This is a genomic window from Rhodococcus cerastii (assembly GCF_033042195.1).
GTDB lineage: Bacteria > Actinomycetota > Actinomycetes > Mycobacteriales > Mycobacteriaceae > Rhodococcoides.
This window is the reverse complement of the sequence record NZ_JAWLKF010000001.1, coordinates 445,466-469,474: the sequence shown is the minus strand read 5'-3', so window position 1 is coordinate 469,474 and position 24,009 is coordinate 445,466. Positions and strand designations below refer to the sequence as shown.

Here is a 24,009-nt window from a genome sequence, read left to right as displayed (position 1 = left end):
GCCCGGAAGTGCAGAGGTGGAGCCTGTCGCCTGCGACCGATTGTCGAGAACCCGCGCTATCCGTTTCGTCCGGCTCGCGCCAGGATTCGAGCCCGTTTGCGGGGCAGGATGTTCGCTCGGGTGATATCTCCCTGGTAGTGCGCCAGTACCCGCGGATCCATGACCCGACGCCACAGCGGCGGAATTGCGGCGAGCATCACCATCGAGGCGTAGCCGGCAGGGAGCTGCGGAGCCTCGTCGTAGGAGAGCAGGGTCTGGTAACGCTTGCCCGGATTGGCGTGGTGGTCGCTGTGTCGCTGCAAGTGGTACAGAAATATGTTGGTGCAGATCCTGTCGCTGTTCCAGCTGTGGCGGGGCGAGCACCGAACGTATCTGCCGCGATCGTTGGTTTCCCGGAGCAGGGCGTAGTGCTCCACGTAGTTCACCATCTCGAGCAGCACGAATCCGACGACGGCCTGCAACAGCAGGTACGGCGCGATGGACCAGCCGAACACGATCAACAGCGTGCCGAACAGCACCAGGCTGAGCAGCCACGTGTGCAGCAGGGCATTGGTCGGGCTTGCGACCGAGCGGCCTTTGCGCCGAAGTCGCTGCGACTCGAGCTTCCATGCGGAGCCGAGGCCGAGAATCGTGCTGCGCGGCACGAAGCTCCACACGCTCTCGCCCAGTCGTGCGCTCGCGGGGTCGTCGGGCGTCGCTACTCGAACGTGGTGTCCGCGATTGTGTTCGACGAAGAAGTGTCCGTACAGCGTCTGAGACAGGGCGATCTTGGCCAGCCACCGCTCGTGCTGCTCGATGCGGTGGCCCAGTTCGTGGGCCGCGTTGATGCCGGTACCTGCCACCAGACCGACTGTGACCGCGAGGCCGATCTTGTCCACCACGCTCAGATCGCCGTACGCCCACATCCAGCAGGCGACGAAGAGCCCGACGAACTGAACGGGCAGGAAGAGGTACGTACACCACCGGTAGTACCGGTCGTTCTGCAGCTTTTCACTGGCCGAAGCGTCCGGATTGTGCCCGTCCTCGCCTGCGATCACGTCGATCACCGGAATGATCACGAAGAACACCAGCACGCCGCTCCACCAGAACAGCGGTATGCCCGTCCAGTAGACCAACTGCGACGGCAGCAATGCCGACGCCGGGGCCAGCAGCCCCAGCATCCATAGATATCGCTTGTTGTCCTGCCAGCGAACCGACCGCTCACTGGCCTTCGAATCCCGCCCCCCGAAAGCGACACCCGAACCCTCCAACGAAGGAATTCGGCCGTCCACACTCACTGTTGCAACACCCTCTCATCGAACTTTTTGAGTCCTCCAAGTCTGTTTTCGAGGGTATAACATTCCAGCGGTTTGATGTGACGCTATCTAAATTGCGCGGAAAGTCCCTGGTTGGGACGTGAGTCGGTATATCCGCGTCGCCGATGCCGGGGTCAGTTCCCCGACCTGTCGGTACGAGCCTTCTCGGTTTCCCGCAGTCCCATCACCGAGTGCCGCCTGCTGTACACGACGTAGATGACGACACCGGCGGCCATCCAGACCAGGAAGCGCAGCCATGTTTCGACCGACAGGTTCAGCATCAACCACAGGCACGCGAGGACCGCGAGGATCGGCACAAGGGGAACCCAGGGAACGCGGAAACCACGCTCGAGGTCGGGTCGAGTTCGGCGTAGTACCAGAACCCCGGCAGAGACCAGCACGAACGCGAACAACGTGCCGATGTTCACCATCTCCTCCAGCGTGCCGAGCGGAACGAAAGCGGCGAGCAGGCCGACGATGACACCGACCAGAATCGTCGTCCGGACCGGCGTGCCCTTCTTTCCGGTGTGTGCCAATGCACGCGGCACCAGTCCGTCTCGCGACATCGCGAACAGCACCCGGGTCTGCCCGAGCATCAACACCATCACCACGGTCGTCAGACCGGCGAGTGCGCCGAACGAGATGATGTTCTTGGCCCAGGTCAGCCCGTTCAGTTCGAATGCCGTCGCCAGCGTGGAACTGTCACCGGCCAGATCCGTGTACTTGACCATCCCGGTCAGAACCAGAGTGACGGCCACGTACAGCACGGTGACGATCGCAAGCGATCCGAGGATTCCGCGGGGAAGTGCCTTCTGCGGTTCCTTGGTCTCTTCGGCGGTCGTCGCCACCACGTCGAATCCGATGAATGCGAAGAACACCAGGGACGCCGCGGCCAGCAGTCCGTACCAACCGAACGTGCTGCCTCCTGCGCCGGTGACGTACGAGAGCAGAGATTGATGCAGTCCCTCGCCGGTGGATCCCGCTTCCGACGGCGGAATGTAGGGGTCGTAGTTGGCGACCTTGATGTAGAAGGCTCCGAGTACGACGACGAACAGCACGACGATCACCTTGATCGCGGTGATGACCAGCGACACCCGCGAGGACAACTTGGTGCCCGATGCGATGAGCACCGTCAGGACCACCACGATCAGCAGTGCACCCCAATCGAAGTTCAGTGAACCGATCTCGAGCACCGGAGCGGCCGTACCGAGCAGATCGCCCAGATAGAGCGACCACGCCTTCGCCACCACCGCGGCTGCGAGGCCGAACTCGAGGATGAGATCCCATCCGATGATCCAGGCGATGAACTCACCGAACGCCGCGTACGAGAACGTGTACGCGCTTCCGGCCACGGGCACCGTCGACGCGAACTCCGCGTAACACAGCGCCGCGAGGCCGCAGGCGATGGCCGCGAGCACGAAGGCCAACGACACTGCCGGTCCCGCAACGTTTCCGGCGGTCCGCGCGGTCAGGGTGAAGATGCCGGCACCGACGGCGACGGCGACACCGAACACGGTCAGATCCCAGGATCCGAGTTCTTTCCGGAGCTTGGTGTCCGGTTCGTCGGTGTCCTGGATCGACTGCTCGATCGATTTGGTCCGGAACCAACCCGTCGTGCGTGGGGTCTTCTCGGGCCGGTCTGCTCTGGTCATCGGGTCTCCGTATCGCCACTTCACATCTGTCGACGGATCACCGAACTCATCCGTCACTTCGATTCACTGTGGCATCAGACTATTGCCTCCGGGCGGACCGTTCGCACAATTACGCAGTCCGAAACCGCAAGCGGCGCAACGATGACCGAATTGCCCGATCTAGACGCGTCCGACGGAGGCCACGAAGACCTCGGCCTCGCCCGACTCGGCGGTCACGGTGACGGATTCGTCTGCAGCGGGTATCCAGGCAGAGCTGCCCTGCGGCACCGTCAGCCCGAACTGGGTGCCCTTCGTGGCGGCCACGACGGTGCCACTCGTGCACAGCAGGATTCTCGGGCCGGAGCCGGGCACGGCGACCGTCTCCCCCGCCGCCACCGCAGTCCGGCTCAGCGCGAATTCGGGTGCAGGCGTGGAATACAGGTAGGTCGGTCGATCGTCGGCACCCGGGGTGATGGGAGAAAGATCGGCCGGCTCGAAATCCAACACGCGCAGCAGTTCCGGGACATCGACGTGCTTGGGTGTCAGTCCTCCGCGCAACACGTTGTCGGAGTTCGCCATGATCTCCACGCCCGTCCCGCGCAGGTACGCATGCAGGTTTCCGGCGTCGAGGTACAGGCCCTGGCCGGGAGTCAACGTAACCCGATTGAGCAGCAGCGCCGCGAGCACTCCGGCGTCACCGGGATACGACTCCCCCAGCTCGAGCAGAGTTCTGGCCTCGGCGGCGAATCGTCCACCGTCCGAGCGTGCGGGACCGGAAAGATAGTCGATGCACCCCTGGGCGACCGCAGGCAGAATGTCGTCCAATGCCTGCCCCGGCAACGTGATCCACGAGGTGAACACCGTGCGCAGACCGGAAGCATCGGGCTGAGCGGCCAGCAGGGTTCGATACCCGCCCAAGGCGGGGACGGCCAACGCGTCGAGCAGTTCGACGGTGTCGGTGGGCCGCCGGAAGCCCGCCAACGCCTCGAACTCCGTGAGCGCGACGATCAGTTCGGGCTTGTGGTTCGGATCCCGGTAGTTCCGTACCGGTGAATCGATGGGGACACCCGCGGCATTCTCGCGAGCGAAGCCTTCACGGGCCTGAGCACTGCTGGGATGCGCCTGCAGAGACAACGGCTCTTCTGCGGCAAGCAGTTTCAGCAGATACGGCAGACGAGACTCGAAATGCTGCGCGGAGCCGCCCAGGTGAGTACCCGGATCTCCGTCGATCAGCGTGAGCAGTGGCGTACTGCCACCCTCGTGCACCACGTGCGCGGAGTCGGCCGGATGAGCTCCGAGCCAGATCTCGGCCTCGGGATGATCGGACGGCACCGGCCGGCCTTGAATCCGAGCCAGTGCTGTTCGCGAACCCCATGCGTAGGACCGAACCGCGCCTCGCAAGAGCTGCACTAGCTACCGCCCATCAACAGCAGATACGCGGCAGTGGTGTCCAACCGCGTCGCCAACACGGACATCGTGTCGAGCACCGAGAGTCTATCCGGATCCGGTGCCGGAGCGGGGTTGTCGAATTCGGATCTCGCGCGGTCGCCGCCGAACAGCGCTTCACTCGAATCGGCGAGCAACAACTCCGATTCCGGAACACCGGCAATTCGTCGTTCGGTCATCGCCCGATCGGCGTCCGAGGCCACGACGACGACGCGCATCGGCAACGCCGGTGGCGGCCCGTCGAGCTGCTCGTCGTGAAAGAACGAGTCGAATGTCTGTGGTGTGCGCGACGATTCGACAACCGACGCCCGGATGGACGCGGCAATGACGTCGCCCAACTCCCCCGCACCGACGACGACACCCGCCACCCGCAGCAGCACCTCGCTGCCGTGCCGAGCCACCTCCACTGCGGCGGGACTGGCCCCGGTCAGCACCACCCGCCGACCGTTCAACCCACTTGCGAGGGCCTTGGCCGGATTGTGGAACATCTCGTTGGACGGGCTGTTTCGTACCGCTTCCGCGTCGAGCAGATCCGCAAGTCGAGACAAATTGGGCAGCAACGTCTTCCACGATCCGCCGGCAACCGCCCCGAGTACGGCCACGAAGGCCGCGAGGTAGCGCATCAGAGCATTGTGGTCACGAACTGCGATTCGCGGCGGAAGCCACATGACTCTGGCTCCCCGGACGGCGCGCAAGGGCCCCTCCTCCGGGGCGACCACGACGACTTCGGCCCCACGCCGGGCTGCCGCGTCCACCGACTCGGCCAGTCGCGGATCCCCGGCGTCGTCGCCCGCCACCACCACCACATCGAGTGGGCCGATCCACGGCGGGGTTCCGGTGCTTCGGACCAGGGGCACCCCGAGGCGATCACCGAGCGCGGCGACGAGCAGCGACGCCGCCCGGCTGCTCCGCCCGTCGCCGGTCACGATCACCACACTTCGGGGACGCAGATCGGCCAACCGCTCCAGGACCGACTCGTCGACCGCGGTCGCGACGGCGCGCACCTGCGCGCCCGCCAGCGCTGCGCTACGCAAGGAGCCCTCACGATCGGCTGCGATGAGAGCATCCGAATCGTCGAGATCGACCAGAGACGACACTGCCGTCATGGCTGCGACACCTCCCCTTACGTCACCCTGCGCGAAACCGCTGTATACCCACTCATGAACCCTCGGTAACCACTATTCCAGTCCGGCGCGAACGATGCTCAATATCTCTGTCGAAAGCGCATCGACGTCCGCTTCGGTGCGTGCTTCGACGTTCAGCCGCAGCAGTGGTTCGGTGTTCGAGGCTCGGAGGTTGAACCAGGCACCGTCGGCAAGATCGACCGTCACCCCATCGAGTCGGTCGATGCCTGCAGTCCGATCGGCAAATGCCGCCAGGACCGCCTCGGTGCGTTCGGCGGCGTCGTCGACGGTCGAGTTGATCTCGCCCGATGCACTGTAGGTCTCGTAGCTGGCCATCATTTCCGACAGCGGACGGTCCTGTGCCCCGAGTGCGGCGAGAACGTGCAGCGCGGCGAGCATGCCGGAGTCTGCACCCCAGAAGTCACGGAAGTAGTAGTGCGCGGAGTGCTCACCGCCGAAGATCGCCCCGGTGTCGGCCATCTGCTGCTTGATGAAGGAGTGCCCCACTCGGGTACGAACCGGTGTGCCACCGAGCTCGGTGACCAATTCCGGAACCGCGCGTGAGGTGATCAGATTGTGGATGACCACCGCGCCCGGTTCCTTGGCCAGTTCCCGCTCGGCCACCAGGCAGGTGACTGCGGACGGCGAGACCGGGTCGCCCTTCTCGTCGACGACGAAGCACCGATCCGCGTCGCCGTCGAAGGCGAGTCCGATGTCGGCACCGGTCTCGACGACGAAACGCTGCAGATCCACCAGGTTCGCCGGATCGAGCGGATTTGCCTCGTGATTGGGAAAGCTGCCGTCGAGCTCGAAGAACAGCGGCTCGATCGTCACCGGCAACGGCCCGAACACCGCGGGCACCGTGTGACCGCCCATTCCGTTTCCGGCGTCGACGGCGATCTTCATGGATCCGATTCCCGACAGATCGACCAGGTCTCGGACGAACTGCGCGTATTCGTCGAGCACATCTCGCGATGTCGCTGTTCCGGACGGCCCGTCGAACTCCGGTACCCCGTCCACCAATTCGGCTTTGACCGTGGCCAGGCCGGTGTCCTGGCCCACTGGCTTGGCACCGGCGCGGCAGAGCTTGATCCCGTTGTACTTCGCCGGATTGTGACTGGCGGTGAACATCGCTCCCGGGCAATCGAGCATGCCGGAGGCGAAGTAGAGCTGGTCGGTCGACGCCAGCCCGATGTGCATCACGTCGAGGCCCTGAGCGGTGACGCCGTCGGCGAACGCCCGTGACAGTGCGGGCGAGGAATCACGCATGTCGTGGCCGATGACGACCGAGCGCGCGGCCCCTACCTCGTCGCGAACCAGTCGCGCGAACGATGCACCGACGTCACGCACGAACGCCTCGTCGATCTGTTCACCTACGACGCCACGGACGTCGTAGGCCTTGATGACGGCGTTGACGGACTCTGCGGTTCGGGCCACGAAGATTCTCCTGGTGATCGTTCTTGACGACGCCGCACATCGGCGTCGGAATCGAGCGTCGGTAGCGGTGCGATCCACACCGAGTATCGGCATACCGCAGCTGTCCGTTTCGGTCCTGCTCGTCGAACCTTGCCAGACGGCAGACGGACCGGCCAGTCGGACCGACGCACACCACACTCGGTGTGCTCGGGCTGCTCAGGACGTGGGGTCGGGAAGAACTCGAAGGTGCCCGCGCCTGCCCGTTCGGACGGCCGGAGCGGATCGGCGTTCGGTGTCGGACGGCCGTGAGCTCGAGCGGTCGGAGCTCTCGCGGTCCTCGGACCGGACGCGATCGCCGCGGCCGGCCTCGCGGACGGCCTCGGCCAGAGCCGTCAGGTCGTCCTCGTCGGGGCTCGACGTCGAGTAGCCGCCTTCGTAGCGCACCAGTTCCCAGCCCTTGGGAGCGGTGGTGGTCGACGCGTGCACCTCGCACAGATCCCAGGAATGCGGTTCGTCGACTGTGGCCAGCGGCCCGACGACCGCGGTGGAATCGGAGTAGACGTATGTGAGCGTCGCAACGGCAGAACGGTTGCAACCAGGCCTGCAGCAGCCACGCAGTGATCTCACGAGTGCAGAGTATCCGGTGGGTGCAACCGACCGAACGACCGACACACCGGACGAGCGCGATAACCTCCCCCTATGCCTCGATTCTCATCCGCGCGCAGGATCACCTCTCGGTCCGTGGCCCGGCACGGACGCGGCGTCCGCGGACCGGTTCTGCCCGAGGACATCCCGGCCAGGCGCTCACGAGCGGAGAAGTTCGACCGGCTGGTACTCGAAGCGTTCGCGCGGATCGATCATCGATGGCACGAGAAGCTCTCGAAGCTCGACATCGCCGTGGACGAGGTACCCAAGATCAGGGCGTTGGACCCGGAATCGGTGACGTGGCCACCCGAGGTGGTGGCAGAGGGTCCGGTACCGCTCTCGCGACTGGTACCAGCAGGCATCGACAAGCGCGGAGAGACGACACGTGCCAGGGTGGTGCTGTTCCGGCGGCCGCTCGAGCGGCGGGCGAAGCACCCGGAGGACTTGGAAGATCTGTTGTTCGAGGTTCTGGTGGAGCAAGTGGCCACGTACCTCGGCATTGATCCCGACGAGGTCGACCCGGCCGGGGTATGAACGATCCGTGCGGTTCCGATCACCGAGACCGAACGGAACCGCTCAGCCGATTCCGCGCTTGAGCCTGCGACGCTCGCGCTCGGACAACCCGCCCCAGATACCGAACCGCTCGTCGTTGGCGAGCGCGTACTCGAGGCACTCGTCCTTGACCTCACAGCCGAGGCAGATGCGCTTCGCCTCGCGGGTGGAGCCACCCTTCTCCGGGAAGAAGGCCTCGGGATCGGTCTGCGCACACAGAGCGCGCTCCTGCCACTGATCCTCGATCTCCTCGAACATCTCGTCGAAACCCGCGACGAGACTGAGGAACGGCTTGGCCGGGGGAACCGACTCGGCGACGAACGGCATCGAGTCGATGTCGGAATCGGAATCGAGCTCTGTGTCGGAATCCGAGTCCAGTTCGGCGTCGACGACATCGACCTCGTTGTCGGACTCGTCCGTTCGGCCGACGTACGCAGAACCCGCGTCGATCGAGACGCTCGAATCTGCGCCGATGCCGGACTCGGTTTGCGGCGCGTCGTCGACAGCGCTGAGATGTGCAGTGGGTCCGCCCCGCTGATCACGTGTCACGTGCTGGTCATACATCGCTTCCGCCTCCTCACCTGTGGTAGCGCAGATACTTTCGGTCCTCGTGTTCTCGAATACCTTGCCCCGCGCCGGTATTCGATCGAGCTGGTCCAACGTGCCGATCCGACTCTCGACCTCTACTCGACGTCCAGTCAGGGACGAACAGGAAGGGAACGAGTGTTCGAAACCAGGTTCGCTGCAATCGAACTCGTGTTGCGAACACTGAATGACATACCTGTGATTAGACACGTCCAGGTGTGTCGCGGTCAAGCCGATCGCACAAATCCAATACCATCACATGCCCGAAATCGGCGCTCTCCCCGGATCGAAGCCCGTCCCGTGCGTGTCGCATCGGTTCTCCCGGTCACAAACAGTCCCCGCGGACGTCGGCCCACGGGTGGGCGCTCACCCCGCACCACCGCAACCCCACTAGGCTCGCATGTTGTGAAAGTTACTGTTCTGGTCGGTGGCGTCGGTGGCGCTCGGTTTCTGCAGGGCCTGAAAACCTTGTTCGGCGACGAGCCCGAGCACGAGATCACCGCCGTGGTCAACGTCGGTGACGACGTGTGGATGCACGGTCTTCGCATCTGCCCGGATCTCGACACGTGCATGTACACCCTCGGCGGAGGAATCGACACCGAGCGAGGCTGGGGGCGCATCGCGGAGACCTGGAACGCTCGGGACGAGTTGGCAGCCTACGGTGCCGATCCCGACTGGTTCGGACTCGGCGACCGCGACATCGCCACACACCTGATCCGCAGTCGTATGCTGCGCACCGGCTTTCCGCTGTCCGCCGTCACCGAAGCGCTGTGCAACCGTTGGCAACCCGGAGTTCGGCTCCTGCCCGTCACCGACGACCGCTCCGAGACCCATGTCGTCGTCACCGATCCGGACGACCCGACCGGGGAGCAGCAGCGCGCAATTCACTTCCAGGAGTGGTGGGTTCGGTACCGCGCACAGATTCCGACCCACAGCTTCGCCAACATCGGAGCCGAACAGGCAACTCCGGCACCGGGAGTCGTCGAGGCGATCGCCGAGGCCGACGCCGTCGTCCTAGCTCCGTCCAACCCGGTGGTGAGCGTCGGTGCGATCCTCGCGGTGCCGGGTATCCGCGGGGCGCTTCGCACGACGGCCGCCAAAGTGGTCGGCCTCTCCCCCGTCGTCGACGGTAAGCCGTTGCGCGGCATGGCCGACGAGTGCCTGTCCGTCATCGGAGTCGAGACCACGGCGCAGGCGGTGGGCCGTCACTACGGAAGCCGAAGCGGTACCGGCATTCTCGACGCATGGCTGGTGCACACCACCGATACGGCGGTTGTCGACGGGGTGGACGTGCAGTCTGTTCCGTTGCTGATGACCGACCCCGAGACCACAGCGGTCATGGCCCGAACCGCTCTGCGCGCAGCCGGACTCGACCTGTGACCGACACTCGCGATACCGACTCGCTCCGGTCGGCACCCGAGGATCACGCTCCGGGCGGCTCGATCGAGATACTGCCGGTCACCGGCCTCCCCGAGTTCCGGCCGGGCGACGATCTGGCCGCGACCGTTGCGGACCGAGCGCCGTGGTTGCGTGACGGAGACATCCTGATCGTCACCAGCAAGATCATCTCGAAGGTCGAGGGCCGTCTTGTGCAGGCACCTCGCGATGCGGACGAGCGAGACGCCGCCCGCAGAGTCCTCGTGGAACAGGAAGCAGTGCGCATCGTCGCACGTAAGGGCCGAACCCTCATCACCGAGAACCGACTCGGCATCGTGCAGGCCGCGTCGGGAATCGACGGCTCCAACGTCGACGGAGGCGAACTGGCACTGCTGCCCGAGAACCCCGACGCCAGTGCCGCCGCGCTCCGCACTGCCCTCGGCGCACTGCTGGGGGTGACGGTCGCCGTGGTCGTCACCGACACGATGGGACGGGCGTGGCGGATCGGCCAGACCGACGCCGCCATCGGTGCGGCGGGCCTGGGCGTCGTCCACGCGTATGCCGGAGCCGAGGACGGTCAGGGAAACGAGCTCGTGGTCACCGAGGTCGCGATCGCCGACGAGCTCGCGGCCGCAGGCGATCTGGTGAAGGGAAAGCTCGGCGGAGTTCCGATCGCGGTCGTGCGCGGACTGACCCCCGTCGACGACGGTTCCACCGCGGCGACGCTTCTGCGCGGCGGCGAGGACGACCTGTTCTGGCTCGGTACCGCCGAGGCACTCGATCGCGGTCGACGCGAGGCGCTGCTGCGCCGACGCTCGGTGCGGTCGTTCACCGACGAACCGGTCGATCCCGACGCCGTTCGAGCGGCCGTTGCCGATGCCCTCACCGCCCCGGCCCCGCACCACACCCGTCCGGTTCGATTCGTCTGGGTCAGAACCCCTGCCGTCCGGCGTCGACTGCTCGAGACGATGCGTGAGCAATGGCGAGCCGACCTGGCCGGCGACGGGCTGAGCGAGGAGCGGATCGCGGCGAGACTGAGCCGCGGCGACATCTTGTTCGACGCCCCGGAAATCGTGATCCCGTTCTGCGTGCCCGACGGCGCGCACTCGTACCCCGACGAGAGGCGTCGAACCGCGGAGGACACGATGTTCACCGTGGCTGTCGGTGCGGCCGTGCAGGGGTTGCTCGTCGCCCTCGCGGTGCGTGAACTGGGCAGCTGCTGGATCGGTTCCACCATCTTCGCCGCCGATACCGTGCGCGCCGAACTCGGCCTGCGCGCGGATTGGAAAGCCATGGGAGCCATCGCAATCGGGCATCCCAGCGAATCGCTGACCGTCAGGGATCCGGTGGTTCCCGGGTCGTCACTGGTGGAGCTCTGACGTGTCGGCGTCCACACTGTGGCACTCGGTCGCCACGACACTCGACCGATGGGCACCCTCCGATTCGAACGACGAGTCGCTTCGACACACGATGCTGGCGTTTCTCGACAGCAACCCGGACGCCTGCCTGCGGGCCAACGAGGCCGGCCATTTCACCGCGTCCTCGTTGGTGCTCGACACGTCGGGTACCCATGTGCTGCTGACCCTGCATCCGAAGGTCGGTCGGTGGATTCAACTCGGCGGCCACTGCGAACCGTCGGACAGCACGGTTGTCGACGCAGCGCTACGGGAGGCCACCGAGGAATCCGGGATCGCCGATCTGACGGTCGACCCGATCATGCTCTCCGCGCACACGCATCCGATCACCTGCTCGCTCGGTAAGCCGACGCGGCACCTCGACCTGAGGTTCCTGGTCCGAGCCCCGGACGGAGCGCGAGCAGTCCGCAGCGAGGAATCGACGGATCTGCGCTGGTGGCCGGTCGATGCTCTGCCCGACGACGCGGAGCGCGAGACGATCGACCACCTCGTCTCGCTCGCCGCGCGTCGCCGGTAGGGACCGCCTGGGTCAGACGTCGGTGGAGAAGCGGACTCCACCGTCGGGCAACTTGACGCCTGGCCACACGCGCGCGCCGCGGAGCAACTCGCAGCGGGCTCCGATGTCGGCACCGTCGCCGATGACCGCGTCGCGCACCAGAGCGCGGGGTCCGATACGAGCACCGAAGCCGAGAATCGATCGCTCGACGACGGCACCCGCTTCGACGACGGCACCGTCGAACACGACGGCTCCGTCGAGGCGGGCACCCGCTCCGATCTCGGCACCGCGTCCGACGACGGTTCCACCGATCAGCAGTGCGCCCGGTGCCACTCCCGCGCTCGGATGTACCAGCGATTCGCCGCGGTCCCCGTGCAGCGCAGGCGACGGCGCGATGCCGCGAACCAGATCGGCCGAGCCCTTGACGAAGTCCTCGGGTGTTCCCATGTCGCGCCAGTACGCACTGTCGACGTGTCCGTAGACCTTCTTGCCCTCGGCGAGCAAGGCCGGGAACACTTCTCGCTCCACCGACACCGGACGGCCGGCCGGAATGGACTCGATGATCTCGCGCTTGAAGACGTAGCACCCGGCGTTGATCTGATCGGTCGGCGGATCCTGCGTCTTTTCGAGAAACGCTGTCACTCGGCCGGATTCGTCGGTCGGCACGCAGCCGAACGCGCGCGGGTCGCCGACACGAACCAGGTGCAACGTGACATCGGCATCGGTGTTCCGGTGCGTGTCGAGGACCGCGGTCAGATCGGTGCCGCCGAGGACGTCGCCGTTGAAGACCATGACGTTGTCCGCGCGCAGGCGCGGAAGTACGTTCCTGATGCCGCCACCGGTACCCAGCGGCTCGGTCTCGAAGACGTACTCGAGGTCGATGCCCATCGAGGACCCGTCCCCGAAATGCTGCTCGAACACTTCGGCTTTGAACGACGTTCCGAGGACGACGTGCTCGATACCCGCGGCCTTGATGCGCGCCAGCAGGTGCGTGAGGAACGGCAGGCCTGCGGTGGGGAGCATCGGCTTGGGTGCCGAGAGTGTCAGCGGCCGGAGCCGAGTTCCCTTGCCGCCGACCAGAATGACTGCGTCGGTACGTGCGGCGACCGATGTGGGACTATCCGGCATGTCCAGCCTCTGTTCTCTCGTCCGATTCTCGTCCGTCAACTGCTCGCGCCCGAAGCGCCGAGGCCACAACGATCTTCGAACGAAGACCGAGACCGCCACGCAGGGCCCATCGTAAGGGAGCCTGCCACGTTCGGTCGTGTCGATCGGCCTGGAAGCGGTACGCACTGGTGTGATGTGCGGGCAACATCACTTCCGGATGCCGTCCTGCCGCATGGCCTTTCGAGTGGGTCACCTCGACGTCGGGAACGTAGACGTTGTGCCAGCCCGCTCTGCCCAGACGGTCGCCGAGATCCACGTCCTCCATGTACATGAAGTAGCGCGAGTCGAATCCGCCGATCGAATCGAACGCCGAACGCCGCAGCAGCAGACAGGATCCCGACAGCCACCCCACCGGCCGCTCGCTGACGGTCTCGTTCTCCTGGCGATACCGCCGAGTCCACGGGTTCGTCGGCCAGAGCTTGCCGAGCACCGCGTGACCCGCACCGGACGTGAGATCGGGTACCGACCGTGCCGACGGGTACCGCGAGCCGTCCGGCTCGCGAATGAGCGGTCCGAGGGCACCTGCCCGTGGCCACCGCGCCGCTGCGTCGAGCAGACCGTCGAGCGATCCGGGATGCCACCGCACGTCCGGATTGGCCACGACGACGAACTCGACGTCGGGGTCGATCTCGGCCACCGCGCGATTGACCGCTGCGCCGTATCCGATGTTCGCGCCGGTTCGCAGCAACTCGGCCTCCTCGAACGCGACCTCGGCTGCCTCGGGCGCGCCGTCGACCGAGCCGTTGTCCGCCATGATCACCCGAAGGGGCCGCGTCGTCGCCTCACGTAGAGACGTCAGGAACTGGTCAAGGTATTCGCCGGGTGAATAGGTCACCGTCACCACGGCCAGCTCGGAACTCACGCGGGCAAGACTAGCCCGATCTCCCGTCGAACCCTCATGTCGACTGCGTCAAGGCTGCTGACAACGCATCCGACCACGGCCGCGCCGGGGTCAGACCGGCATCGACCCACGCGGTCGGTGAGAGCACCGAGTACGCGGGCCGAGGGGCCGGAACCACGTATTCGGCGCTCGAGCACGGCTCGACTCGCTCGGGATCGGCACCGATCCCCGCGAACACCGCGCGTGCGAGGTCGAACCAGCTGGCCTGCCCCGCATTGGTGAAGTGCAGCGTTCGTCCGCGCACAGCAGGGTCGGCTTCGATCTCGAGCAGGCCCGACGCCAGATCCAGGGCGAACGTGGGCGAACCGATCTGATCGTTCACCACGGAGATCGTTTCGCGCTCGCCTTCGAGTCGGCGCATCGTGGTCACGAAATTCTTGCCCGTGTTGTCGTACACCCAGGCGGTCCGCACGACCACGGCCTCGGGCAGCTCCTCGTGCACCGCGAGCTCGCCTGCGAGCTTGGTGCGTCCGTACGCCGACTGCGGTGCGGTCTTCGCATCGACCTCGTACGGTTCGGTTGCTGTGCCGTCGAACACATAATCGGTGGAGACGTGGATCAACCGGGCTCCGACACGCCCGCAGGCGCGCGCAAGATTTCGAGGGCCGTCCGCGTTGACCGCCGACGCCCGGTCCTCGTCGGTCTCGGCGGCGTCGACGGCGGTGTAGGCAGCGCAGTTGATCACCGTTGCCCCCGCGCTCACCGCGGCGTTCACGGCGTCGGGGTCGGTGATGTCCAGGTCGGCGGACGAATATCCGAACACCTCGACTCCGTCACCTCGTTCGGCGGCCAGAGACATCACTCGGCGGCCCAACTGGCCGTGTGCACCGGTCACCACGATCGCATTCACGGTTGCCAAGTGTGGCACGCCGCGTTCGCTTCGGCGAGGCAGCGACCGGTGACAAGTAACCTTCGAACGGCGGGGGGAGAACAACGAAGTAGGCGGGTTTCAGGCCGGCCGGAAACGAGAGAGGGTCGTCACGGTGCCACGAGATCCAGGCACGCCCGGAGGTGAGCGCACTCCCCCGCCGAGGCGGAGCGGTCCCCGGCGATCCGACGATCCCCGAGCGCGCACCTCGGGACGCTCCAGCGAGCGCGAGGGCGCCGCCCACCGATACGTCGACGACGAACACCGCGGAGAACGCCGCACCGGAGAACGCAGACATGGCGCTCCCAGCGAACGCGCGACCAGATCGCGTCGTCCCGATCGGCGAAGCCCTCGCGGTGGCGTCGAGCGACCCGGATCCGGCGGCAGGGGCCCTCGCGTCGGCAGTACCCGATGGCCCGCGACCCACGTCGCGGTCGCAGTGCTCTCGATTCTCGTCCTGCTGGTGACCGGTTTCGCGTGGCGCAGTGTCGACAGCCTGCGCTCCAATATCGCCACCGCGGGTGGTCTCGGTCTCGGCGGAGCCGCCGACGGTGCCGTCGACATTCTGATGGTCGGCACGGACAGTCGTACCGATGCCCACGGCAATGCGTTGTCCCCCGCCGAACTCGCATCCCTCAATGCCGGCGAAGAGGTGGCGTCCAACACCGACACGATCGTGCTGATCCGCGTTCCGAACGACGGTTCGTCGGCCACCGCGATTTCCATCCCGCGAGACTCGTACGTCGAGGTACCCGGCATCGGCATGTCCAAGATCAACGCCGCGTACGGCGCGACCAAGGAGAACAAGCGACTCGAATTGGTCGAGCAAGGGGTGACGGACGCCGATGCCGAATCCCAGGCCACCGAGGCCGGCCGCGAGGCCCTCATCGATTCGGTCGCCAACCTCACCGGCATCACCGTCGATCACTATGCCGAGGTGGGGCTGCTCGGCTTCGTGCTGCTGACCGATGCCGTCGGCGGTGTCGCGGTGTGCCTGAACAACCCTGTGCAAGAACCACTGTCGGGTGCGAACTTCCCCGCAGGCGAGCAGAATCTCTCCGGTTCGCAAGCTCTGAGTTTCGTCCGACAGCGGCACGATCTTCCGCGCGGAGATCTGGACCGCATCGTGCGCCAGCAGGTGTTCATGGCCTCGCTCGTGCGGAGTGTGCTCAGCGCCAAGACGCTGAGCAACCCCGGCAAACTGGGCCAACTCAGCACCGCGGTGCAGCGATCGGTGACTCTCGATTCCGACTGGGACATTCTGCAGTTCGCCACTCGCCTGCAGGATCTCGCCGGCGGCAAGGTCAAGTTCGAGACGATCCCGGCAGTCGACATCAATGCGACCACCGACTACGGCGAATCGATCGTGCAGGTCGATCCCGCTGCGGTGAAGAAGTACGTCGCAGGCCTGCTCGCCGACGGTAATTCGGCGGAGGCCAACGCCGAGGATTCGGACGCGCCGGCTGTCGATCCGTCTACGGTGACCGTCGACGTCGCGAACGACAGCGGTATCGACGGGCTGGCCAACGGTGTCGCCGGTTCGTTGACGGCGTTGGGGTACGTCGACGGCACCATCGGAAACTACGAGGGCGCGTCGATCTCGGCGAGCCGCATCCAGGCTGCCGATGTGGACAGCGATGCCGCGCGCGCCGTCTCGGCAGCGCTCGGCGGACTGCAGATCACCGCGGACGACACCCTGTCGGCAGATACCGTTCGGGTGGTCCTCGCGAACGACTACGCGGGGCCGGGCTCGGGTCAGGCCGCGACGGCGGAAACCGTTGCTCCCGAGTCGGGTACGGCGGTTCCCGAGGCACCGGCTGCTCCGATCGACGCCGGTTCCGTCGGCCCGATGTGCGTCAACTGATCGGCGTTCGCTCAGAGCGTGTGAATCGGAGTCGTCGAGCGTCATCTAGGGTCGTGGGGTGGCTTCGAATCTGACTCAGACCCTGCTCGACCCGATTCTCGCCGCCGATCCGGCCGGTCCGCGCATCACGTTCTACGACGACGCGACCGGTGAGCGGGTCGAGGTGTCGGCGGTGACCCTCGCGAACTGGGCGGCCAAGACCGCCAATCTGTTGCGCGACGAGTTCGGCTTCGAGGTGGGTGGCAGGGTGAGTGTGCTGTTGCCCGCGCACTGGCAGACGGCTGCGGCGCTGCTCGGAATCTGGTGGGCAGGCGGCGAGGTGATCCTCGGGGCCGACGACTCCGCGGACGTCGCGATGGTGTCGGGTGATCGGCTCGACGAGGCTCCCGACACAGACGAAGTGCTGGCCTTCTCGCTCGACGCCTTCGGCAAGGCGGTCCCCGATCTGCCGATCGGGATGACCGACTACGCGACATCGGTGCGGGTGCACGGCGATCAGTTCAGGGTCGCAGGTTCCGGGAGCGCGGGTTCCGGGAGCGCAGCCGCGGCGCTGGACGGACGTTCGGTGGACGAGGTACTCGCTGCCGCTCGTGAGCGAGCCGACGCACGGGCCTGGACGGCCTCGGATCGGGTCATGTCCAGCGCGTCCTGGACCACAGCCGACGAGCTGATCGACGGTCTGATCTCGGTAATCGTCGTGGGGGCGTCGCTGGTTCAGGTGGCACATCCGGACGAGGAAAAGTCGCAGCGGCGCGCCGAGACCGAGAAGGTCACCGGCAATCTTGCTCAGCCGGGCTGACGGTAGCCACCGTCGGCGAGTCCGGCCTCGATCTCGTACTTGTTGGCCGGGCCCCGATGTCGCGCTTCTTCGGCGAGGTAGCGGAACGGGAAGGTGACCCCGAAGTTCGCCCATTGGTCTGCATGGACGGCCTCGTGTCGCAGTACCCGACGGGCGGTGTTGCCCTTCGTCAGGTAGGCACCGCCGAATGTCGTTCCGCCGCGGCCGAATCCGCCACGCAGACCGGTGCACACGAACAGGGAGAATTCGTCGTCGAAGCGCGCCGTGCCGCGCCAGAGTCGGGCATAGAACAGCGCCAGCCGCGTCACCAGCATGGACTGCCGACTACCGCGACCGGCGCGCCGGATCTGCTCGCTTCGTGACACGGCTGCGCTCACCCGAGCAGAGTGGTGCGCAGAGCTTTGTCCTTCTCGAGCACCATGGCCTCGAGTGAGGCCTGGAACGCGGACATCCGTTCTTGCAGAGCCGGATCGGAGGCACCGAGAATCCGTACCGCGAGCAACCCTGCGTTGCGTGCACCGCCGATGGAGACCGTGGCCACGGGGACTCCGGCGGGCATCTGAACGATCGAGAGCAGCGAGTCCATACCGTCGAGGTACTTCAGCGGCACCGGCACGCCGATGACCGGCAACGGCGTGGCCGACGCGACCATGCCGGGCAGGTGGGCCGCTCCCCCGGCCCCGGCGATGATCACGCGGATCCCCCGGCCTGCGGCCTCGCGGGCGTAGTCGAGCATGCGCTGCGGGGTGCGGTGCGCCGACACCACGCCGACCTCGAAGCGAATTCCGAACTCCGCGAGCGCTTCTGCCGCGGCTTCCATCGTCGGCCAGTCGGAGTCGCTGCCCATGATCAGGCCGACTTGGGGGCCTGAGTCGATCGTGTTGTCAGTCATCGTGCGGGTCCCATCCGTCGGTCCATTCGGCGTGCGACATCCAGTGCGCTGCACGCTCGGCTCGCTCGCGCACCGAGGCCACGTAGGCGGGGTCGGCGAGCGAACCCGACTGCGCGCCCAGGATGTTCACGTGTCCGATCTTGCGATCCTTGCGCTCGCCCTTGCCGTACAGATGCACCTTCGCATCGGGCAGACGGGCGAACAGGTGATGCAGCCGCTCGTCCATCGTCATCTCGGGGGCCTGCGGTGCGCCCAGAATGTTGGCCATGACCGTCAGCGGAGCGAGTGGATCGGTGTCACCGAGCGGGTAGTCCAGTACTGCACGCAGGTGCTGCTCGAACTGCGAGGTGCGGCACCCGTCCATGGTCCAGTGACCGGAGTTGTGGGGTCGCATGGCCAGTTCGTTGACCAGGAGCTTGCCGGAGGTGGTCTCGAACAGTTCGACCGCGAGATCTCCGACCACGCCGAGCGCACCTGCGATGTCGAGGGCAAGCCTGCCTGCGAACGTGGCCACGTCCTCGTCGAGGTCGGGAGCCGGTGCCAACACCACCGCGCACTGGCCGTTGCGCTGCACTGTCTGCACCACGGGCCATGCAGCTCCCTGGCCGAACGGCGATCGTGCCACCATCGCCGACAGCTCACGGCGCATGGCCACCTTCTCCTCCACCATGAGCGGTACACCCAGGTCGAGTTGTGCGGTGACGATCTCCTCGGCTTCCTCGGCGTCGGCGGGCATCCACACTCCGCGCCCGTCGTAGCCGCCGCGCACTGCCTTGAGCACCACCGGCCAGCCGTGCTCGTCGCCGAACGCGATCGCGTCCTGCGCCCACGAGACCTCCGCGTAGGCGGGACCGGGCGCGCCCAGTTCGGCGAGCTTGCGACGCATGCGCAGTTTGTCCTGGGCGAAGATCAACGCGCTCGGCGGCGGTTGTACGTTGACCCCTTCTGCCACGAGTGTCTCCAGGTGCGCGGTTGGCACCTGCTCGTGGTCGAAGGTGAGCGCATTGGATCCGGTCGCGGCAGTGCGCAGCGCATCGAGGTCGTCGTGGTGGCCGAAGACGACGTCGGGGCTGACCTGAGCTGCCGGCTCGTCGGCACCGGCGGCGAGAACGCGAAGAGTCTGTCCGAGTTCGATCGCGGACTGATGAGTCATGCGGGCGAGCTGACCGCCGCCGATCATCGTCACCACGGGCATTCCGGTCGACGACGGGCGCGCAGCAGTGGGGCGCGGTTCGGTACCTGTCACGGCTCACCATGGTGTCATGTCGCACGCATTCGGTCCGAACCGGCAGTCTCACTCGAGACGGCGGACTCGGCGAGGACCTGTGGAAACCCTGATGATCGGAGCCTCGGTTCGGCGGAACCGGAATGTGTTTCGTAGACTTCACCGTTGTGCCGACGATCGCAAGCGTGCTCCAGCGCTTACCCACGCCCCTTCGGGACCTCGCGATTCGGCACAGTGAGCTGATCAAGTTCGCCATCGTGGGTGGCACGACGATGGTCTTCGACCTCGTCATCTTCTATTCGCTCAGCCTGACGGTGCTCGAGCAGAAGCCGGTGATCGCCAAGATCATCTCGGGTGTCCTCGCCACCCTGCTCAGCTACTTCCTCAACCGTGAGTGGGCCTTCAAACACCGCGGCGGACGCGAGCGGCACCACGAGGCACTGCTCTTCTTCGCGATCAGCGGTATCGGTGTGCTCATCGCAGCCGGTCCGCTGTGGATCGCGAACAACGTCTTCGACATCCGCGATACCAGCGAATCCCTGACGACCGTGGTCATCATCGACTTCGTCCTCAACTACATCATCGGCAACCTGTTGCAGATGGCATTCCGGTTCTGGGCACTACGGCGCTTCGCTTTCCCCGAGGACAACGCGCGCACGATCCTGGAAGTGGACGCCGAACGCAACGAGGATCCGACCGACGCAGCGGACGCACTCGACCAACCCTGAGATGCACCACCCCTGAGATGCACCGACCCTGGGATGCTCAGCGCGGTTCGCGCCGAGGCACCGCAGGCGACGGTTCCCGCCACGCAGGCAGGAACACCGAGAAGAGTGCCGGGCGGCGTCGCTGCAGTTCCAGACGTCCGCCGTCCGCCTCGATCAGCGCCCGGGCCAGTGCGAGCCCGACACCGGTGGAGCCGGCTCCCGAGAATCCGCGGTCGAAGATGTGCGGAGCAAGTTCGTTGTTCACCCCTGGCCCCTCGTCCGAGACCTCGACGCAGACCAGTCTCTCGCGGCGTCCCTCCGTGCTCTCGACGGCCGAGACGGCTCGAACCGCCACCGTGCACGCTCCCTCTCCGTGCACCAGGGAATTGTCGATCAGCACCGAGACCGCTTCGCGCAAGCGCGATCCGGTCACCGAGGCCTTCAGATCCGCGTCGCCCTTGATCGCCAGGGTACGACCCACGTCCTCGAAGTTCCGCTGCCATTCGACGATGGTTCCTGTCAGTTCCTCGACGACCGAGACCTCGTGCGCGTCGGCCGCGCCGTCACTACGAGAGGATCGAACGAGCTCGTCTATGGCAAGGGTCAGCCGATCCACCTGGTCCATCGCCTCGTTGGCCTCGTCTACCACCGCCGGGTCCGGGTGTGTGGAAATTTCGTCCAGGCGTAGACGGACAGCGGTCAGGCGACTGCGAAGCTGATGCGAGACATCGGCAACCAACGTGTGCTCACGCTGCAGCCGTCCGGCGATCTCGACGGTGGCCGAGTCCAGAACCTCCGAGACCCGATCGAGTTCGGCGATGCCGTGCCGTCGTGGATCCGGCCTGAAGTCGCCCTCGGCCAGGCGAGCAGCTCGCCGCGCCACATCCTGCAGCGGGTCGGCCAGGCGCTTGGCCGTCACGACGGCCACGACGGTGCCTGCCATCGCAGATGCGAGAACGACGAGCGTCACCGCTCCCAGCGCTTGGCGCTGAAGGGACCGCATGTCGTCGGACGGCACTTCGAGGCGAAGCGAACCCGAGGTACCCATCGACAGCGATTCCACCAGCGGGCGAGGCACGGACGACTGCCCGATGTCCGCGCGCGAGGCGGCATCCTCCGGAGTCGGATAGATGACCACGAGCCGGCCGCCCTGCGGGATCGCCAACCGGAGCGAGCCGATGTCGAGTTGACCCTCGATCAGCCCCGCAGACCCTTCCTGCGAGATGATCTCCGCTGCCATTCGATCCAGGCGTGCCTGCAGGTCGTTGCGGGTGAAATCCTCTACCCACAACCACGCGGTGTACATCAGGGGCAAACCGAGCAGCAACGCCGTCATCACGACGACGGCGAGAATCGAGACCAGAATTCGACGCCGCATCGACCGCTAGTCGCTGTTGATACGGAAGCCGACGCCGCGCACCGTGGCGATGCGACGCTCGGCCACCGGCCCTTCGTCGCCGATCTTGCGACGCAGCCAGGACATGTGCATGTCCAGAGTCTTCGATCCGCGCAACTCTGCGTCGCCCCAGACCTCACGCAGGATCACTTCGCGAGAGACGACCTGGCCCGCATGGTCGAGCAGGACCTTGAGCAGCTCGTATTCCTTGTTGGCGAGAGATATCTCGGTGCCACCGACCAGGACGCGTCGGGCGGCGGGCTCGAGACGAATCGCACCGACCTCGATCGGGGAATCCTCCCCGGCACCACGGCGGCGGAGCAACGCCCGTACGCGGGCCATGAGCTCGGCGAGCCGGAAGGGCTTACCGACGTAGTCGTCGGCGCCGGCGTCGAGACCGACCACGAAGTCGACCTCGTCGGTGCGTGCGGTGAGCATGAGTACGGCAACCTCGGATCGGTTGGCACGCACCTGCCGACACACTTCGAGGCCGTCCATCCCCGGCAGGCCGAGGTCGAGTATCAACAGGTCGAATTTTCCGTCCAGCGCACGCTGAAGGGTGGCGGGGCCGGTCTGTTCGACGGTCACCGTGTAGCCCTCGCGCCCGAGCGCTCGGGACAGGGGTGCAGCAATGGCTTCGTCGTCTTCGGCAAGCAGCACGTCGGTCACATCGGTCACCCTACGGTTCGAAGGTGAGAACAGCCTGTGTTACCTGCGTTTACCGGCTCGCCAACCGGGCTTGGACTCGCCGGCCGAATCCTCGGGTGTCGGCTCGAACGCCGCTTCCCGGCCGTGCACGGGTTCGCGACGGTACTCCATCGAGTCGAATACTTGCTGGTAGAGCAGCGAATGGACGCGTTGCACGTGCGGAATGTCGTCGAACTCGAGTGGGTCGTCCGATGCCGAGGCGATGATCAGCGTGCCGGTCCGCAACATCCGGTCGATCAGTCCGTGTCGAAACTGCACATTGCTGATTCGGCTCATCGGAATGTCGATGCCGGAGTGGGTGAGCACGCCTTGTCTGATCAACACTCGTCGATCGGTGACGATGAAATGCGTGCACTTCCAGCTGATCAGCGGCACCAGGCACCGCCACACGACGATCGCCGCCCACAGCACCGCTGTGGCGATCATGGCGGCGTTCGCAGCGGTCGATTCGAGGCGTGCACTCGCGGCCCCCAGCCCGACGCCTGCCAGGCCCGTGACGAGAACGAACGTGACCGACGGCAGGACGAGCATCTTCCAGTGGGGGTGATGATGAAGCAGGAGCTCTTCCTCGTCGGCCAACGCGTCCTGTGGATAACCCACGTGCACTCCTGACTACTCGCTACGACTTCCGTCGAGTCGATATGGTCTCACGCGAGAGGTCGCAGATGAGTGACATCACCGGCGGCCACGGCCAGCACCGACGGGTGATCGGACCCGGGGTGCTCGACCTCGATCACGATCCGGCCGTGCTCGTCGACGTCGACCGCGGTTCCGACCTTCTCGTCGCCGCCGGGCAGATCGACTCGCACACGCTGCCCGATCGTGCCGCACCTCTCCCGGTACCGGTGGGCGAGGGCGTCGGTGTTCCAGTTCGAGTCCCGCCACGAGTCCACCTCGGCGGCCATCCCCCGCAGAATCGCCCGAACCAACGTGTCGCGGTCGAGAACCGCGGCCCCCTCCAGCGCCAATGACGTCGCCGTGGGTACCGGCAGCTCGTCGACGGTCATCGTCACGTTCACCCCGAGCCCGATGACGACAGTGGGCGACGGTCCGTGCGCGGCGACCTCGGCCAGGATGCCCGAGACCTTCTTACCTCCGATGAGGACGTCGTTGGGCCATTTCAGCCGAGCGTCCACTTCACCGACGGTGCGCAACGCGTCGACCAGAGCGATTCCGGTCATGAGCGACACCCACCCGAGCACGGCGGGATCGATTCCCGGGAACTTCAGCAGCATCGACACGAGGATCTGCGACCGAGGCGCGCCGGAGAACGGTCGCGCATGCCTGCCACGTCCGCTGTCCTGGTGTTCGGCGATCAATGCCGTCCGGTCTGCGTAATTCGCAACCCCCGCGATCAGGTCGGCATTGGTCGAACCGGTCTCCGCCACCACGTCCAGCCGGGACCACGAGGCCTGCGGGCCGTCCACCAGTGCCCGACGAAGCGCGCGGACGTCCAGTGGTGGCCGATCGAGGTTTGTCCACATGCGCACCAGCATATGG

At 66.1% G+C, this 24,009-nt stretch carries 24 protein-coding genes; 7 read left to right on the top strand and 17 right to left on the bottom strand.

What is annotated here, in order from left to right; all coding sequences use genetic code 11:
• Positions 1 to 56 precede the first annotated feature (56 nt).
• The 6 genes from R3P93_RS02000 to R3P93_RS01975 form a co-directional block, all read right to left on the bottom strand.
• On the bottom strand, positions 57 to 1,160 hold the full coding sequence (locus R3P93_RS02000; RefSeq protein ID WP_082898577.1) for an alkane 1-monooxygenase: 1,104 nt from the start codon (positions 1,158 to 1,160) through the stop codon (positions 57 to 59).
• A gap of 269 nt (positions 1,161 to 1,429) precedes the next feature.
• Positions 1,430 to 2,947 carry an amino acid permease gene (locus tag R3P93_RS01995; RefSeq protein WP_094670870.1) on the bottom strand — a complete coding sequence of 506 codons (1,518 nt, stop codon included), beginning with the start codon at positions 2,945 to 2,947 and terminating at the stop codon, positions 1,430 to 1,432.
• Between the two features lie 159 nt (positions 2,948 to 3,106).
• Entirely contained in the window at positions 3,107 to 4,336 is a 1,230-nt protein-coding gene (gene manA, locus R3P93_RS01990; RefSeq protein WP_094642319.1) for a mannose-6-phosphate isomerase, class I, read from the bottom strand.
• On the bottom strand, positions 4,336 to 5,478 hold the full coding sequence (locus R3P93_RS01985) for a tobH protein (protein WP_068045700.1): 1,143 nt from the start codon (positions 5,476 to 5,478) through the stop codon (positions 4,336 to 4,338). The genes manA and R3P93_RS01985 overlap by 1 nt, the downstream gene beginning before the upstream one ends.
• A 72-nt stretch (positions 5,479 to 5,550) precedes the next feature.
• Positions 5,551 to 6,933 (bottom strand): phosphomannomutase/phosphoglucomutase, encoded by a 1,383-nt coding sequence (locus R3P93_RS01980; protein ID WP_068045741.1) that lies wholly within the window; start codon positions 6,931 to 6,933, stop codon positions 5,551 to 5,553.
• Positions 6,934 to 7,128: 195 nt separating this feature from the next.
• Entirely contained in the window at positions 7,129 to 7,539 is a 411-nt protein-coding gene (locus tag R3P93_RS01975) for a DUF3499 domain-containing protein (protein WP_176460497.1), read from the bottom strand.
• A gap of 72 nt (positions 7,540 to 7,611) precedes the next feature.
• Between R3P93_RS01975 and R3P93_RS01970 the strand changes: the two genes are divergently transcribed.
• Positions 7,612 to 8,091, top strand: a complete 480-nt coding sequence (locus tag R3P93_RS01970) for a metallopeptidase family protein (RefSeq protein ID WP_094642321.1) — start codon at positions 7,612 to 7,614, stop codon at positions 8,089 to 8,091.
• Positions 8,092 to 8,133: 42 nt separating this feature from the next.
• Here the strand turns inward: R3P93_RS01970 and R3P93_RS01965 are convergent, their stop codons facing one another.
• Positions 8,134 to 8,367 carry a WhiB family transcriptional regulator gene (locus R3P93_RS01965; RefSeq protein ID WP_027496498.1) on the bottom strand — a complete coding sequence of 78 codons (234 nt, stop codon included), beginning with the start codon at positions 8,365 to 8,367 and terminating at the stop codon, positions 8,134 to 8,136.
• Between the two features lie 732 nt (positions 8,368 to 9,099).
• Between R3P93_RS01965 and cofD the strand changes: the two genes are divergently transcribed.
• The 3 genes from cofD (at position 9,100) to R3P93_RS01950 (ending at position 12,003) form a co-directional block, all read left to right on the top strand.
• Positions 9,100 to 10,074 carry a 2-phospho-L-lactate transferase gene (gene cofD / locus R3P93_RS01960; protein WP_068045705.1) on the top strand — a complete coding sequence of 325 codons (975 nt, stop codon included), beginning with the start codon at positions 9,100 to 9,102 and terminating at the stop codon, positions 10,072 to 10,074.
• On the top strand, positions 10,071 to 11,450 hold the full coding sequence (locus R3P93_RS01955) for a coenzyme F420-0:L-glutamate ligase (RefSeq protein ID WP_068045708.1): 1,380 nt from the start codon (positions 10,071 to 10,073) through the stop codon (positions 11,448 to 11,450). The genes cofD and R3P93_RS01955 overlap by 4 nt, the downstream gene beginning before the upstream one ends.
• A 91-nt stretch (positions 11,451 to 11,541) precedes the next feature.
• Positions 11,542 to 12,003, top strand: a complete 462-nt coding sequence (locus tag R3P93_RS01950) for an NUDIX hydrolase (RefSeq protein WP_094642495.1) — start codon at positions 11,542 to 11,544, stop codon at positions 12,001 to 12,003.
• Positions 12,004 to 12,015: 12 nt separating this feature from the next.
• Here the strand turns inward: R3P93_RS01950 and R3P93_RS01945 are convergent, their stop codons facing one another.
• The 3 genes from R3P93_RS01945 to rfbD are packed head-to-tail and all read right to left on the bottom strand — an operon-like array spanning position 12,016 to position 14,900.
• A complete protein-coding gene (locus R3P93_RS01945; RefSeq protein ID WP_068045714.1) occupies positions 12,016 to 13,110 on the bottom strand; it encodes a mannose-1-phosphate guanylyltransferase in 1,095 nt (364 codons plus the stop codon).
• Positions 13,100 to 14,011 carry a glycosyltransferase family 2 protein gene (locus R3P93_RS01940; protein ID WP_149405443.1) on the bottom strand — a complete coding sequence of 304 codons (912 nt, stop codon included), beginning with the start codon at positions 14,009 to 14,011 and terminating at the stop codon, positions 13,100 to 13,102. Before R3P93_RS01940 ends, R3P93_RS01945 begins: the two co-directional genes overlap by 11 nt.
• A 34-nt stretch (positions 14,012 to 14,045) precedes the next feature.
• A complete protein-coding gene (gene rfbD / locus R3P93_RS01935; RefSeq protein WP_317532312.1) occupies positions 14,046 to 14,900 on the bottom strand; it encodes a dTDP-4-dehydrorhamnose reductase in 855 nt (284 codons plus the stop codon).
• A 457-nt stretch (positions 14,901 to 15,357) separates the two neighbouring features.
• Between rfbD and R3P93_RS01930 the strand changes: the two genes are divergently transcribed.
• Together R3P93_RS01930 and R3P93_RS01925 are read left to right on the top strand one after the other, a co-directional pair.
• A complete protein-coding gene (locus R3P93_RS01930; protein ID WP_317532475.1) occupies positions 15,358 to 16,782 on the top strand; it encodes an LCP family protein in 1,425 nt (474 codons plus the stop codon).
• 58 nt (positions 16,783 to 16,840) lie between these two features.
• The gene (locus R3P93_RS01925) at positions 16,841 to 17,581 is read left to right on the top strand and encodes a TIGR03089 family protein (RefSeq protein WP_068045723.1); all 741 of its coding nucleotides are present in this window, start codon (positions 16,841 to 16,843) and stop codon (positions 17,579 to 17,581) included.
• On the opposite strand, the gene R3P93_RS01920 is transcribed toward R3P93_RS01925, so the two are convergent.
• Genes R3P93_RS01920 through R3P93_RS01910 form a run of 3 tightly spaced genes read right to left on the bottom strand, consistent with a single transcriptional unit; the run spans position 17,569 to position 19,668 of the window.
• The gene (locus tag R3P93_RS01920) at positions 17,569 to 17,895 is read right to left on the bottom strand and encodes a hypothetical protein (RefSeq protein ID WP_068045751.1); all 327 of its coding nucleotides are present in this window, start codon (positions 17,893 to 17,895) and stop codon (positions 17,569 to 17,571) included. The genes R3P93_RS01925 and R3P93_RS01920 overlap by 13 nt on opposite strands.
• A gap of 59 nt (positions 17,896 to 17,954) precedes the next feature.
• Positions 17,955 to 18,473, bottom strand: coding sequence for a 5-(carboxyamino)imidazole ribonucleotide mutase (gene purE, locus R3P93_RS01915; protein WP_068045724.1), 519 nt, complete (start codon positions 18,471 to 18,473; stop codon positions 17,955 to 17,957).
• Positions 18,466 to 19,668 (bottom strand): 5-(carboxyamino)imidazole ribonucleotide synthase, encoded by a 1,203-nt coding sequence (locus tag R3P93_RS01910; protein WP_394855247.1) that lies wholly within the window; start codon positions 19,666 to 19,668, stop codon positions 18,466 to 18,468. Before R3P93_RS01910 ends, purE begins: the two co-directional genes overlap by 8 nt.
• A gap of 197 nt (positions 19,669 to 19,865) precedes the next feature.
• On the opposite strand from R3P93_RS01910, the gene R3P93_RS01905 reads away from it, so the two are divergent.
• Positions 19,866 to 20,426 carry a GtrA family protein gene (locus tag R3P93_RS01905; RefSeq protein ID WP_179272203.1) on the top strand — a complete coding sequence of 187 codons (561 nt, stop codon included), beginning with the start codon at positions 19,866 to 19,868 and terminating at the stop codon, positions 20,424 to 20,426.
• A gap of 37 nt (positions 20,427 to 20,463) precedes the next feature.
• Here R3P93_RS01905 and R3P93_RS01900 read toward each other — a convergent pair whose 3' ends face one another.
• Genes R3P93_RS01900 through R3P93_RS01885 form a run of 4 tightly spaced genes read right to left on the bottom strand, consistent with a single transcriptional unit; the run spans position 20,464 to position 23,993 of the window.
• Entirely contained in the window at positions 20,464 to 21,783 is a 1,320-nt protein-coding gene (locus R3P93_RS01900) for a sensor histidine kinase (protein ID WP_094642328.1), read from the bottom strand.
• A 6-nt stretch (positions 21,784 to 21,789) separates the two neighbouring features.
• On the bottom strand, positions 21,790 to 22,470 hold the full coding sequence (locus tag R3P93_RS01895; protein ID WP_037190266.1) for a response regulator transcription factor: 681 nt from the start codon (positions 22,468 to 22,470) through the stop codon (positions 21,790 to 21,792).
• A gap of 39 nt (positions 22,471 to 22,509) precedes the next feature.
• The gene (locus R3P93_RS01890) at positions 22,510 to 23,109 is read right to left on the bottom strand and encodes a PH domain-containing protein (protein ID WP_068045754.1); all 600 of its coding nucleotides are present in this window, start codon (positions 23,107 to 23,109) and stop codon (positions 22,510 to 22,512) included.
• A 47-nt stretch (positions 23,110 to 23,156) separates the two neighbouring features.
• Positions 23,157 to 23,993, bottom strand: a complete 837-nt coding sequence (locus tag R3P93_RS01885) for a biotin--[acetyl-CoA-carboxylase] ligase (protein WP_094642499.1) — start codon at positions 23,991 to 23,993, stop codon at positions 23,157 to 23,159.
• Between the last annotated feature and the right edge of the window lie 16 nt (positions 23,994 to 24,009).